Source organism: Nostoc sp. DedQUE05 (assembly GCF_034530955.1).
In the GTDB taxonomy this organism is placed as follows: Bacteria; Cyanobacteriota; Cyanobacteriia; order Cyanobacteriales; family Nostocaceae; genus Nostoc.
The window spans coordinates 119,553-133,547 of sequence record NZ_JAVRCB010000007.1 but is presented as its reverse complement, the minus strand read 5'-3'; the positions used below and the strand labels follow the sequence as shown (position 1 = coordinate 133,547).

Sequence of the window (13,995 nt, the reverse complement as noted above, 5' to 3'; positions counted from 1 at the left end):
TTGATCCCCCCAACCCCCCTTAAAAAGGGGGGCAAAACCTTTCAAAGTCCCCCAATTTATCGGGGGATTTAGGGGGATCTAGAACGTTTTGCTACCAAGAAGAGGACTTTTCAAAAATCCTCTTAGGGAAGAACTTGAATCAACTGATACTCTTTGACAGTGCCGATAATGCGGTGAGGTCGAGATAATTGAGAAGACTGGTTAGCATAGATCCAAGCATAGCTCAAAGCTGGTACTTGGGAAATAGAGACTACTGGTTGCGGGCGAGTAGGAAGATAGAAATTAAGCAGTACTTTCGTTTTAGCGTCCATCTCCACATAGTACGTAGGATGAGATTGGAGAATTGGAGCGATCGCACTTTGTTGTAAAAAAGTTTTTAAACCAGAGTTATAATCACTTAACAGACCTATGCTACCTATCGTCGCCAAGGCCAGCCAACAGGGAATTAACCAACCTGCAATCCAATAACGCGCTGTAAGAAACTTTTTGTCAAAGTGGTAACGAGCAATCCACACCACAGGTAAAATTAACCAACCCAAGCCCATAGCCAAGCCAATACTTGCATACTTGCGGATATCATAACTACCCCAGCTAAAAATGCCAATACTCGCTATAACAAGTAAAATACCTAATCCACCCAAGCCATAACTGAGGTTTCGGGGAAGATTCTTTTTTGCAAAAAGGTTCAATATCTTTTTTTTACTTTTTTGAAGAGGGAAGTGTGGGGGAATTCCTGTCTGGTAAATATTGCCTAGCCAGTTTAAACCTACAGATGCAAACAAAGCGATGAACGGATAAAGGCAAAGACTATAGTGAGATAAACGAGTGCTAAAAATACTAATTTCTATAAATAAAACAAGTGGAAAGCCAACTAATATTAACTGGTAACGAGGAATGGGATGACGGAGAGTTAAAAACAAACCTACAAGTCCGAACAAAGCCCAAGGAAATGCTTTTACAGGAATATTCCAGAAATAGAATAGTAGCCCATTAGAGTCCCGCTCTTCAGAACTTAGTTGTACAACAAACTTGAGTAATTCCTCAAAACTATTATTTCCGTAGTGCAGCCAGCTTAACCACAGCCAAACACAGGTAGGTATTAAACCTACGAAAAAACCTAAATATAAAATTGGGTTAGTAAGATGACGATGACGGCGATTTTCCCAAATTAAATAAGGTAATAAAGCTATAATTGGCAAAAAAATCATAAAGCTTCTAACTAAGAAGCCTAAACCTAAACTTAAACCAGCTAGAAAACTCCACCAGTAGCGATATTTGGGATATAATTCCGTTTTGATTAAAGACAAAATAGCTAAAAGCACCAAGAGAACCATCGGTACATCAGGTGTACTTAAACGAGAGTATTGTAGCCAGAGAAATTCCACACTTAAAATTGCAGCAGCTAGCCAACCTAATTTTTTGCATAGCATAATTTTGCCAATTTCATACACAAGGCACAAGCTAAAAATACCAGCAATCATACTAGGAAGACGCGCACTAGTATCACTGATACCAAACAACTTGTAGAAACTGGCAATTAACCAATAAGGCCCAGGAGTTTTATGATGTGCTGTTTCCCAAGGAGCTATCCAATTACCAGAATCAAACATCAGACGCGCACGTGATGCGTAAAGTGCTTCATCATGTGCCATCAGGCTATTATGTCCAGAAGTAAATAGTAATAAGGGCAGTATCCAAACTAACAAACTAAAATAGGGTAATGATGCGATTAGGCGGATTTGTCGCCAAATATGCTGTAAGAAGTGTAGTTTATATAACATTAAATTGATAAAAATTGAATGCTGCTATTTAGGTATCCTGCTGTTATTAAAATATGTTACATAGTGTTTGTGAAAAAGTATCTGAAATTGCCGCAAATTTCGGAAACAGTACTCCAAAACAGAGATTTATGCAGTTAAGACCGAATCAGCGCCTGAAATTAGATGACACAGACGATAAACTGTTCTACACCTATCCTCGCTTCGTCACCCATGTCGATGAAGGATTTATTCAACAGCTAACGGATTTATATCGCGATCGCCTCAAACCCAACACCCGCATTTTTGATATGATGAGCAGTTGGGTGTCTCATCTACCAGAAGAGATGCACTTTGACCATGTGGAAGGACACGGACTCAACGCTGAGGAATTAGCACGAAATCCCCGCTTAAATCATTACTTTGTGCAAAATCTTAACGAAAATCCGCAGCTACCTTTACCAGATGAAGATTTTGATGCTGTTCTCAATTGCGTATCTGTGCAATATGTGCAATATCCAGAAGCAGTATTTTCCGAGATTTACCGCATCTTGAAACCCGGCGGTGTCGCAATTATCAGCTTTTCTAACCGGATGTTTTTTGAAAAGGCTATTCAAGCTTGGCGGGAGGCTTTAGAGGCACAGCGAGTAGAATTAGTCAAAGCTTACTTCGCATCAGTTCCAGGATTTACAACCGCAGAAGTTATAGCTCATAAATCAACATTACCGAATATCTTACAGTGGTTGGGTGCAGCTGGAGGAGATCCGTTTTATGCCGTCATAGCTTACCGCAGTTAAGCCAAATATTCACTAGTGCAAGAGGGTTTGTAGTAAGCATTTTAGTGCTTAGAAAATAAGGACTAAAGTCCTTACTACGAACTTATTTACCTGCTCAAAATTAAAATAGTTTTATATATAGATAAATTGTGTAGATGAATTATTGGTTAATGAAATCAGAACCAGAAGCCTATAGTATTGCTGACCTTCAACAGCAGAAAGAGACTATCTGGGACGGCGTTCGCAATTATCAAGCTCGCAACTTCTTGCGCCAAATGGATGAAGGAGACTTAGCTTTTTTCTATCACTCCGGCACTAATCCTCCTGGTATTGCTGGGTTAATGCGTGTAGTGAAAAAAGATATTGCTGACCCGACCCAGTTTGAGCCAGAAAGTCAATACTACGACCAGAAATCAAGTTCCGAATCACCTCGCTGGCAAACAGTTGTAGTGGAATTTGTTGAGACTTTTTCTAACCCCATCTTGCTATCAATACTCAAAGATAAGTTTAGCGCCGAAGAGTTAATGTTGGTGAAACAAGGAAATCGGTTATCAGTGATGCCCGTCCCTGAAGCAGTCGCTTTGAAGATTCTGGCGATGAAAAACTCCTAGTTAAAATAATTCGTAATTCGTAATGACGCTCCTGCGTCGCTAACGCTGCGCAAACGTAATTCATAATTCGTAAAATATTTTGAAGGAAAGTTGATTAACTGAACATAATGTGATTTTTTCTTGCCGACTTACTTCACACCCATTGCACGGGATCTAATTGATAATAACGTTGCAATTGTTCATAAAGTGCCGGATGCTTGGATAACAATTGGTGTGGTTTCTCAAAGAATGTTTCAGTCGCTACGGCAAAAAATTCTGCGGGATTTGTTGCGCCATAGCTATCCATTACCGTCTTTGCACCTTGTAGAACATCATTACAAAGTTGTTGATATGCTTCTGTCATTACCTTTGCCCAAATAGCATAGTCTGAGTTGTTTTGCAGTATTGGAACTCCTTCAGCTTTACCATCTTCTTGATCTAATTGATGGGCGAATTCATGAAGCACAACATTACGTCCATCTCTCCAGTTATTAATGTCTTGTTTCACCTGTTCCCAAGACACTACTACTTGGTCATTTGTCCACGATTCACCCAGTCTGGCCACACGCCTTTCCTCAACAACATATTTTCCGACGGAATTCGTTTCCTGAACAAAATAAGCGTTGGGATACACCAGAATTGAACGAAGTCTGGGAAAGTACTGCCCACGTTCATTTAGTAGGAGTAAACAGGCAACAGCAGCAAGAGTTAATTTCATTTCCTCTGTCACCTGTAATCCTCTACAGCCAATAAATTGCTTTTCTGCTAAGAATACTTGAATATGTCCCTGAAGTCGTCTGAGTTCATCGGGAGAAAGACAGAGATAAATGGGAAGATTATTCTCAATAATGGCATTCCACAGTGGAGGAAAAGGACGATGTTTGAGACGGTTTCTTCGTCTTTTGACTAAAATCGGATTGATTAAAATCCCAGCGATAATCAGTCCAATGATGAGAAAGACAACTATTGTTTGAATCATTGACTTTTGAACAGGTTACATATTGAAATCACCGTTAAGTAGAAAAATTAGATGAAATATAGCGTTTATCTGCTTTTGTGAGGTATGAGAACCCCACCCCCAACCCCCTCCCCGCAAGCAAGGAGCGGGCTATGATGTACATCGATTAGGAAATGCTATAGTTGTTCCTGTTGTGTTCCTATTTATTTGCCGTTGCCAGTACTCTAACTATCTCTTGCCACTTTTTTAAAATACATAGGCGATGTCATAATAATTTTAAAAAGCTATATTTCCTGCCACTCATCACCGCTATTGAATCAGAATTATGCAAGATTGAACCTTAGTGGAAAGGCTTGTTTGAAGTCCTTGCTCAACTTTGACAATCAGTTTGTCAAAAGCCTCTTGATTTGCTGTCAGTTGTTCTTGAAGAACTTTCTCTAACTCCGGCTTTATTTGATCGCATATATCCTCAATTTTTTTGTCGCTCAAAAAATTAGAACGAATCCAACTAGGTACATCTACATTTGTCTTAATTACTTCTTGAACACCCTTACGATTTAGCTCCATTCCTGCTGCCATCAACGAAGCCCCATATACTAGTGCAATCGGCCAGGTTAAATGCCCAGTTAGGATGAGAGTGATGATGCTTGCCACAGCGCCTCCACCAATTACTATATTGACGATAAATGCTACTGTCTCAGCCAGAATAGCATCTCCAATTTGTAATTCTGGGTTAACAAAAGTTGGGTCAATACTATCCTGGAACCTTAAGCTGCTTCTAGGTATCTGAAACTTTCGACAGATTGGATCGGTTTGTGCGGCTAAATCAGGTTGGATTTTATTGCTAAACCAAGAAGCGCATTGATGATTAATTATCTGCACAGCGCGATCGCTTTTGAGCCACTGTTCTGCCCGACCGATCAAAGCTGTTTCCAAATCGGCTAAAGTCCGTATTTTGTTTTTTTGCCAATCTTTTAAACTTGGTTTAACTGCGTTGACAATCAAGCCATCCGCCAAAGGCTTAGTTAGTGATTCGATTAACTCTGGAATATGCCTTTCAATCAAACCTTTAAGCTGGTTCGAGGTAAATAGTTTGTTCACTTCTTGCTTAAAAGCAGCAGCACGCAGATCCCATCGCCCTACTCGTGCTAAACCCATAGCAATGCACCTTTCTGGCTCTGGATCGGGGCGAAGCAGCGTTTCTGGTTCGGGAAACATTTGCTGACAAAGAACATGCGTGAACTTCATTCGAGATGCACCGCCAGTCATCAGCACAAGTTTGGGCACGATTCCAAGTTTTTCCAGCTTTTCTTTTGCCTCGGTTAAAGAATCGCGAAATGATTTAATCCAACTATGATTTTCCAGTTCAGGTAAGGGTTGATTTAAAATTTCCTCGATCATCAATTTATTCACTTGAGGAATAAAATAAATCTGTTCGTTGATTGACTCGAACCCACGCGCAAAGGATGCAGGATCGCTGTATAGCTGTTCATTAGAAAAGTAATCTTCTTTAGCTTTGCGGCAAGCAAGTTCACAACGAGCTTGGTGATGGGGATATTCCTGAAATACTTTTTCCAGTAATGCTTTTTGTTCGTGGTTGGCGAGAGTCCGGGCAAAAATAGCTTTGTCAATTAGGGATGCTCCCAATGTATTACTCCCGAAATCTATCGGGATTTCTTCTAAACTTTTAACCAGAGTAAAATCTGTGGTTGAAGAACCAATATCGACAATTAGCACCGATGCCAGAAGTTTGTCATACTCCAACTTCCCGGCTTCCTTGGCTTGCATGAAAGCAGCCCGCGATTCGGGTACAACATTTAGTTGGGGAATGCCAGCTTCTTGAAGCAGCTTTTGGTATTCGGTGCGATCGCTAATTGTCCATCCTGAAGGGCAACCAATGTAAAAATAGCTACTTTCCCCACCTGCAAGTTGTTTGCTTTCTTTCAAAAGGCGGTAGTAGGTTGCCACAAAAGTGCTAATTGTTTCTCGATATTTGGGATCGTTGTTGGGTTTTTGCTTGAAAGAGATTGTCAGTTGAGTAACGCCAGCTTGAATTAATGCTTGTTCCCCGACAAGATAACCGAGTTTGGGATGCCAGCCAAGGGCTGTAATTTGGTTCTTCTTGTTATTTATCTCCAGCATTTGGGGAGGTTCGATGCTTTCCACGATCGCTTTCGCTACAGCCGTTTCACCGTGTCCCAAATCAAAACCGATTGTTTCTAAAATTTCCATACCCTTATTGTCTATTATTCTCTAGCAGAGGAATATGCTGGTTCAATTACCCTACCGCGTCTAATCAAGCGATCGCCTTTTAACAAAGCCGGCGTTAGAGTCACGTGTTCTTTGGTATCGGGGTCGATACTTGGCTCAAAGTCAAAATATTCGCGATCGCTATTCGATCGGTAAATTTGAGCGTTAATTCCCTGAGACATTAAAATCTGTGGCAGAAGTTTCGCCAGTTCATAAGCCATTTGAGGTTTATCAAGTTTGGATGCGCCCATTAGTCTTTGGAGAAAATTCAATAGCTCTGGCAGTTCTTCTATTGCTAAGTCGCCTTCATGTTTATTTGATTCTCCTACTCTAGCTACTGCTAGGTCGATAGTGTTGAGAGCATCGCCAAGGTGATCTAGAAATACTTTGCTATCAACCCGGAGAATCGGTTGAGGTAATTCCAATACTCCTTCGGATATAGAATCATTTTGCTGGTTGTTTAATTCGAGTTGAAGTACAATTTCTAGTCCGATAAGTAGAGATGTTAATAAGATAGCCATCCAAGCACCTGGGGTAGTTTTAGTTAAAGAAAACAACGAACCTAAGATGCCTATATAAATTAGTCCCTTTAGCAGTTTTAGGATGAATCTGCTGCTAAACAACTTTGGCCCTATATTAGTAATTTGCCTTTGTTCTGTTGGAGCAACTTGAAGATAGTTAGCCGCAGCCAGAGTGGCGATAGACTGCCGTAGCGTATCCAAGAAAAAGGAAGCCAGACGAACTTGAGCCAAATTAAGCTTTTCAATGTAAATTCTTTCGAGATTATCGAGTCGGTTTTGAACCAGTTTAACTATTTGCTCAATGCCGATTGTGTTATCAATATCTATCTGGAGTTGGTTGCGTTCTTCGCTAAAAAGTGAAGTAATTGTTTTCATTGCGTTGACTAAGACTTTAACGTTATTAATTAGGAGTGAAATGAATACTCATTTTTTCATTTCACCTTGTAATCAGATAATGACGAAATAATTCATAATTACTAATTATGAATTAGGTTGATTGCAAATTACCCCATCAAAAGGAGGAGCAGAATGTTTATCTGCGTCATTGCAGACTACGGTACAGGAGATCCGGCATTTACAGAAGTCACACAACGTCTGCTGATGGCTTTTCCCGATGCCCAAATTCATTTGCTTTCGGTTCCAGCATTCAGTACCTTGGCAACGGGATTCTGGATTGCCCAACTAGGACTTAACCCTGGGCCTAGCGATCGCCTAATTTATCACAACTGTGCGCCTCGTCAGGACGATCCTGAAGCTCGTCGAGATAATGAAGGTGAAGGTCTAACTTATGCCCTTCTATCCAATGGTGTAAAAGTAGTGGGTGTGAATGCAGGCTACACCCTCTCCTTTATCAAAGACCATACAAAGGAGTTGCGAGTGGTCAACGTTTCCCGTGGTGGTTCGCAGTTTCGCTCACGAGATGTATTTCCTCCGGCTGCGGCTGCGATTATGAATGAAGATTTTAGCATTCTGGGAGATAGCCTCAAGAGTGAGCAAATTCCAGATGTTCCATCAGATCGCATTGCCTGGATTGATGGCTACGGCAACATTAAAACAACTATTGGGGCGCATACGCTTAACTTGGAGCCTCAAAGCAAGATCGTAATCCGAATTGGAGATGTGGTTAGTGATGCGGTATATTCTGATGGCAGTTTCAAGGTATCTGAAGGAACTTTAGCCTTTGCTCCTGGTAGTTCCGGTTGGTCAAGAGGCGATTCAGGGGAACCATTGCGCTTTTTAGAGCTATTTTTGCGAGGAGGGAGTGCTTGGGAACGCTTTGGCCGTCCTCGTGTGAATCAGCAAGTAACTCGAATTGCCTGAAATCGGGTAATTGGCCTCTGTTACTGTCAGTAGACCGAAAAGTTTTCCAGAACCCTTACCAGCTGTTAATTAGAGTTTAGGAACACAATTTGCCGGAATCCTGTTAGAGTCTGCTTTTCAAGGAACGAGCGTTGTTGGTGGTTTAAGGATGCAGTACAAGCATAGGCGTAGCTCGTCGTAGACATCGCTCGCGATCGTCAACAGCAAAACCTCGTCTGAAACCCTGATTCTTTCGTCAACTTACAAAACTTTTCGATCTACTGACATTTAGTTTTAGCGTCAGTCTTAGCGTGTTATTATTTGCTTCGAGATTCCTAGCTGTTTGTTCTGATAAAATATAGTGCTTGTTTTTGTTATCCCACTCAAAAGTGCACAAGTTTCCAATTCCTGGGAGCGTGTTACACAATTATTTGAAAGATGTATTAAATCAGTTTGCAATCAAACCTCACCTAACTTTCACGTTATTGTTGTTTGTAACGAAAAGCCCAAAATAGAATTTACTCATCCTCATATTACATACATCACAGTTGATTTTTCACTTGCAAACGAGCCTACCCCTGTAGCCAAAGGAGACACAGATAAAGGGCGTAAAATCTTAAAAGGATTGATGTATGCTCGTCAATTCTATCCCACTCACACTATGACAGTTGATGCCGACGATTGTGTGAGTAGAAATTTAGCCAAATTTGTTCAACAACACCCTGATTCTAATGGATGGTTTATAAATAAAGGTTATAAATATCAAGAAGGCAGTGATTATATATATATCAAGAGAAGCAATTTTTATAAAATGTGTGGAACTTGTAATATTATTCGATATGATTTGAATGATTTGCCAGAAACAGCAGAATATAATCGTGGCTACGGATACTATAAATATTATATAGATCACGCTAAAGTCAGAGATATTTTAAAGAGCAAAGCAAAAGCTATTAAATCATTACCATTTCCAGGTGCAGTTTATATTTTGGAAACAGGAGAAAATCTTTTTAACAATTCAAAAAGATTAAGATTTAGTATTTTTAATCGGAAATTGTTAAATCAATCATTAAAAGATGAATTTGGATTATACAAATTACAGCAATCCAGAGAGATTTTTCAACTATCGGAATTTTAAATTGTTTTTGGAAAAATCTCATCTCATAAATAGTCTTATATGGTGTGTTAGCAAAGTGTAACGCACCAAAAGCTTGAAATTGTGCCGTAGTGGCATGGCAAGGCTAAAATGTTGCAAAAAATTGTAGGTTGGGTAGAGGCTTTGCCAAAGCCAACATCCTGATATATGTTGGGTTGCGCTCCGCTCCACCCAACCTACGTCTAATGCATTATTTTAACGTGAGTTCGATGAACCTCTCCCTCCCACGGGGAAAGGGAGGAGCAACGAGAAATTAAGGTTTTGGCTCCCCTCTCCGACACGGAGAGGGCTTGTCGAACTCACATTATTTTAAGCTTGCCACGTCAGTAGCTTGCTTCCCTGTAAGGGTACGCCAAGGCATGACTTCTCTACCAGAGGCTGCGCCAACGCTTAGAGCAAGTACTCAAGCATCGGGAACCTCCGCAACGCACTGGCCCCTACGTGTATTTTAAAATCAAATATTAGTCCTATATAATGGAGTCTTTTGCGAGGCTGATAGGCTACAGTGCCACTATGCCAAAATTTAAATCAAAATCTCAGCAATCTAAAAAATCAAAAAAGCAGGCTAAAAAGGAAACTTCTACCCTTAGTCTCAAAGAACAGTTAGCCCAGAAGCGCAAATCTGCCCAAGTACGTAAAGAACTCACTAGCTTACTCACCACCGCCATTTTTGGCGGTGTCTTCGTTGGCATTCTACTTTTTTTCGTAGCTGGAATTAAAGCAGCAGTCCCTGGCGTGTTAGGGATAATAGTCATGTCCCTTTCCTACAAATATCCACGCCAAGCCCTATATGCCTTCATCATTTACATACCTGTGGGAGGTACTGTCACCTACTACTTGGGCAATAGTCCCATACTCCAATTAGCTAAAGATGCCTTTTACGTTCCAGCGCTAATTGGACTTTGGCAGACTTGTCGTAGACAGGGGCTACCGATAATTATTCCCAAAGGCATTAAAATCCCACTTTATATTGTTTTGGCTTGCAGTCTGCTAACACTGTTGTTTGTTAATGGTGGACAGCAATTTAACCCGCCTAGTGCAGGACTATTAGAAAAAGCACCCCCAGAAATACCATTAGGTATGGGAATTCTGGGACTAAAAGTATTTTTAGGCTATGTCCCTCTGATTGGTTGTGCCTACTATCTAATTCGCGATAAGCGGGATTTTCTATTTTTATTGCGCCTCCAAATTGTCCTTACACTGATTTGCTGCGCGCTGGGGTTTATTCAATATTTTTTGCTACTAACTGGTGTCTGTCAAGGCACTAGAGGTCTTGAAGGAGATGCCTTATTTAGAGCGACACTCGAAGCCCGATGTTATTTTGGTGGAGCGCTAGTATATAGTCCCGAAGAAGGAGTTATTCGCCTACCAGGGACATTTGTAGCTCCTTGGCAGTGGGCTTGGTTCTTAATTTCTAGCACCTTTTTTACCTTTGCCACCGGCTTCACCGATCCCTCGCCAATATGGCGGATCATCGGTTTAGCTTCTATAGTGGGAGTCTTTATCGATGCTGTAATCTCTGGGCAGAGAATCGCCTTAGCTTTAGTACCAATCTGTTTCGGGATTTTGCTATTGCTTACCGGACAACTTGGCAACCTGAAACGATTTATCCCCATAGGCGTGGGACTTGCCTTCATTCTGGGAATTGCGATGGTGAGTAACCCTGCTGTCGTACAAGAGAGAACCGAGAGTTTTATCAGTCGTTGGAACGCTTCACCACCTCAAGATTTCATCATCCAGCAATTTGAAGAAAATTGGAAAAACGTAGACGGGCCATTGGGAAGCGGCTTAGGACGAGCAACAAACTCTGCCCGTGTGATGGGCCAAACTAAGCTTGTGGAAACTTACTACCCCAAAGTACTTTATGAAGTAGGAATTTTTGGATTACTATCGTTTCTGGGTTTGGTAACAAGTTTAACAATTTTGGGCTTTAAAACCTATCGCTCCATAAAGAACCGTAATTTCCGTAGTTCCGGAGCAGCTTTGTGGGTGTTTATATTGTTTATTAGCACCAACACTTACTACTATCCTCTGGATGTCGATCCTGTTGCGGCCTATTATTGGTTTTTTGCGGGAGTTCTTTTTAAGTTACCAGAACTGGAGAAACAAGATAAGGAAGAAGCCAACCCCGATCAAAAAAAGAAGAAAAAACGTCTAAAAACAATTTAAATGAAATAAAAATGGCCAAAGATATGATTGGAGGTCAAAAATACCTCAGTATTTCAAACCTACCTCGAAATTCTCGCCATACACTTATTTTTCGATGATACTTATTGATGGGTAAGTAATTTCGTAGTCAGGGAGAGGAATGAAAGTGAGGTTTTCCAAAATCCGTGAAAATACAGTATGTAAATTAAAGCAATAGCCACTTACTGAATTTCATGAAAATTAATTTCTACAAGGCTATTATATAGGTAGTAAAATTACTTAATAAAATTTATGAATAATTGGCCATTAGTTACTGTAGTTATTGCAACCTACGGACGAGAAGAAGCACTACGCGATAGCATTGTGGATGTCTTAAAACAGGATTATCCAAATTTTGAAGTTTTAATTGTAGACCAAACTCCAAAACACCAACCAGAAATTCAAGCCTACCTAGAAGAGATGGCAAAGGCAGGTAAAATTAAATGGTTGCGCTTAGATTGGGCAAGTTTGCCAGGGGCGCGGAATTATGCTGTCCGGCGGGCATCTGGTGAAATAATATTGTTTATTGATGATGATGTTCAGTTAACCCCTGGATTGTTAGCAGCCCATGCGAAAAATTATGTGCAAAATCCAGAGGTGGGGGCTGTAGCAGGTCGGGTTTTTGACAGAATGAAATTAGGTGATTCTAGAGGAGATTTAGAGATTGAATATTTGCCTCCCGAAGCTATGGACCCAGGAATTGCTTGGTATCATATTGATTTAGTACATACCATCAAACCCCAACAAGTGCTGACAGCGAGGGGTTGTAATATGTCATTTCGCCGCGAAATTTTTACCAAGTATGGATTGAGGTTTGATGAGAGGTTTCGCGGTAGTGCAGTGCGCGAAGAGTCAGATTTTTGTTTGCGGGTAAGACAGACGGGGTATAAGATTTGGTACGACCCAGAAGCCCATTTGGTGCATTTAGGCGAAGAAACAGGTGGTTGTCACGATATTAGTATGCGATCGCTAAAATATCAACTCACCTTTTACCACAATCATTTTTTACTGGGGCTGAAAAACCTGACTGCGACTCAAGCTTTGCGTTTATATGGTCGTTTATTTGACTGTCACGTTCTCGGACGCCCACCTTGTCACAAAAGCGGTTCCCCCATCAAAATTGCCACTCGCGGTATTTTCTACATTTTGGGTTTTTTCAAAGCCTTGGGTACTGTCATCCAATCATTATGGAACGATGGTCAAATTTACAGTCGATTGGATAAACAAGTTTAGTTATTAGTCATTTGTCATTTGTCATTGGTCATTAGTGAATAACAAAGAATAAATGAAAAATGAGAATTTTAGTTGCTAGTCATACTTATATCGTAGACCTCAACTGTGAAAAATTACGCGCTTTATCTCAACTAGAATCTGACATTGAAGTGACAGTTGTAGTCCCAAAACGCTGGAAACCAGGCGGTGTACAAAACAGAATTATTGAAACTGAATACCGTGATGAAGGCAGATTTAAAATAGTTCCAGTTTCTAATTTTAGTCAAAATCATCAGGGACTTCTTACTTTTGGCGCTGATTTGATATCTTTATTAAAACAATTCCGCCCGCAAATCATCCAAGTAGAACAAGGTTCTAGAGCCTTGGCTTATACTCAAATGATTGCCTTAAATCAGCTATTAGGACTCAAGTCTAAAAATATATTTTTTACTTGGTGGAATCTTCCTTATGAACTGAAACTACCAATTTCTCTATTAGAAAAATATAACCTTAACCACAGCCACGGGATTATTTCTGGCAATCAGGATGGAGCAGAAATTTTGCGGCAACGGGGATATACAGGTGCAATTAAAGTCATGCCACAACTGGGTGTAGATGAAAGTTTATTTACTCCTAAAGTTCAACCAGAGTTAGCAGCTAAGTTGGGTATTGAAAAAGAAGATTTTATAGTAGGTTTTGTAGGTCGTTTTGTGCAAGAAAAGGGTTTATTAACGCTTTTGCAAGCTTTAGCTAATTTGAAAAATAAACCTTGGAAATTACTATTATTGGGACGAGGAGAGTTGCAAAGTGAATTAATGAAAATTGCGGTAGAAAACAATATTAAAGATAGATTAATTTTGATAGAAAGTGTTCCTCATCATGAGGTTGCAAGTTATATCAATTTAATGAGTACTTTAGTATTACCTTCAGAAACAACTTACAAGTTTAAAACCTTAACTTCTGCTGGCTGGAAAGAGCAATTTGGTCATGTGCTAATTGAAGCAATGGCTTGCCAAGTTCCTGTAATTGGTTCTGATTCTGGTGAAATTCCCTATGTAATTGGCGATGCTGGCTTAGTATTTCCTGAAGGTGATATTCAAGCTCTTGCTAATTGCTTAGTTCAATTAATGGATAAACCAGATTTTGCTCATACTCTCGGTGAAATGGGTTATAAAAAAGCAATGATTCAATATACAAATAAAGCTTTGGCTAAACAGCAATTAGAGTTTTATCAAGAGTTAGTCATTAGTCATTAGTCATTGGTCATTAGTGAATAATAAAGGGCAAAA

At 40.2% G+C, this 13,995-nt stretch carries 11 protein-coding genes; 7 read left to right on the top strand and 4 right to left on the bottom strand.

Annotated features, from left to right (window positions below; all coding sequences use genetic code 11):
• Positions 1-122 precede the first annotated feature (122 nt).
• Positions 123-1,781 carry a glycosyltransferase family 39 protein gene (locus RMZ42_RS07345; RefSeq protein WP_322670791.1) on the bottom strand — a complete coding sequence of 553 codons (1,659 nt, stop codon included), beginning with the start codon at positions 1,779-1,781 and terminating at the stop codon, positions 123-125.
• A gap of 128 nt (positions 1,782-1,909) precedes the next feature.
• Between RMZ42_RS07345 and RMZ42_RS07340 the strand changes: the two genes are divergently transcribed.
• Positions 1,910-2,554, top strand: coding sequence for a class I SAM-dependent methyltransferase (locus RMZ42_RS07340; protein ID WP_322670790.1), 645 nt, complete (start codon positions 1,910-1,912; stop codon positions 2,552-2,554).
• Positions 2,555-2,688: 134 nt separating this feature from the next.
• Positions 2,689-3,144 carry an EVE domain-containing protein gene (locus tag RMZ42_RS07335; RefSeq protein WP_322670789.1) on the top strand — a complete coding sequence of 152 codons (456 nt, stop codon included), beginning with the start codon at positions 2,689-2,691 and terminating at the stop codon, positions 3,142-3,144.
• Positions 3,145-3,277: 133 nt separating this feature from the next.
• Here the strand turns inward: RMZ42_RS07335 and RMZ42_RS07330 are convergent, their stop codons facing one another.
• From RMZ42_RS07330 to RMZ42_RS07320, 3 genes are all read right to left on the bottom strand, one after another.
• Positions 3,278-4,102: a M90 family metallopeptidase gene (locus RMZ42_RS07330; protein WP_322670788.1), complete on the bottom strand. Its 825-nt coding sequence runs from the start codon at positions 4,100-4,102 to the stop codon at positions 3,278-3,280.
• A gap of 288 nt (positions 4,103-4,390) precedes the next feature.
• Complete coding sequence (locus RMZ42_RS07325; RefSeq protein ID WP_322670787.1) at positions 4,391-6,313, bottom strand: plasmid segregation protein ParM; 1,923 nt, start codon at positions 6,311-6,313, stop codon at positions 4,391-4,393.
• A 14-nt stretch (positions 6,314-6,327) separates the two neighbouring features.
• Entirely contained in the window at positions 6,328-7,227 is a 900-nt protein-coding gene (locus RMZ42_RS07320; protein ID WP_322670786.1) for a hypothetical protein, read from the bottom strand.
• Positions 7,228-7,380: 153 nt separating this feature from the next.
• On the opposite strand from RMZ42_RS07320, the gene RMZ42_RS07315 reads away from it, so the two are divergent.
• From RMZ42_RS07315 to hpsO, 5 genes are all read left to right on the top strand, one after another.
• Entirely contained in the window at positions 7,381-8,172 is a 792-nt protein-coding gene (locus RMZ42_RS07315; RefSeq protein WP_322670785.1) for a hypothetical protein, read from the top strand.
• A 340-nt stretch (positions 8,173-8,512) separates the two neighbouring features.
• The gene (locus tag RMZ42_RS07310) at positions 8,513-9,289 is read left to right on the top strand and encodes a glycosyltransferase family A protein (protein ID WP_322670784.1); all 777 of its coding nucleotides are present in this window, start codon (positions 8,513-8,515) and stop codon (positions 9,287-9,289) included.
• Positions 9,290-9,820: 531 nt separating this feature from the next.
• Entirely contained in the window at positions 9,821-11,476 is a 1,656-nt protein-coding gene (gene hpsL, locus RMZ42_RS07305; protein ID WP_322670783.1) for a hormogonium polysaccharide biosynthesis protein HpsL, read from the top strand.
• A 270-nt stretch (positions 11,477-11,746) separates the two neighbouring features.
• Positions 11,747-12,727, top strand: a complete 981-nt coding sequence (gene hpsN / locus RMZ42_RS07300; protein ID WP_322670782.1) for a hormogonium polysaccharide biosynthesis glycosyltransferase HpsN — start codon at positions 11,747-11,749, stop codon at positions 12,725-12,727.
• A 59-nt stretch (positions 12,728-12,786) separates the two neighbouring features.
• On the top strand, positions 12,787-13,962 hold the full coding sequence (gene hpsO / locus RMZ42_RS07295) for a hormogonium polysaccharide biosynthesis glycosyltransferase HpsO (RefSeq protein WP_322670781.1): 1,176 nt from the start codon (positions 12,787-12,789) through the stop codon (positions 13,960-13,962).
• Positions 13,963-13,995 lie beyond the last annotated feature (33 nt).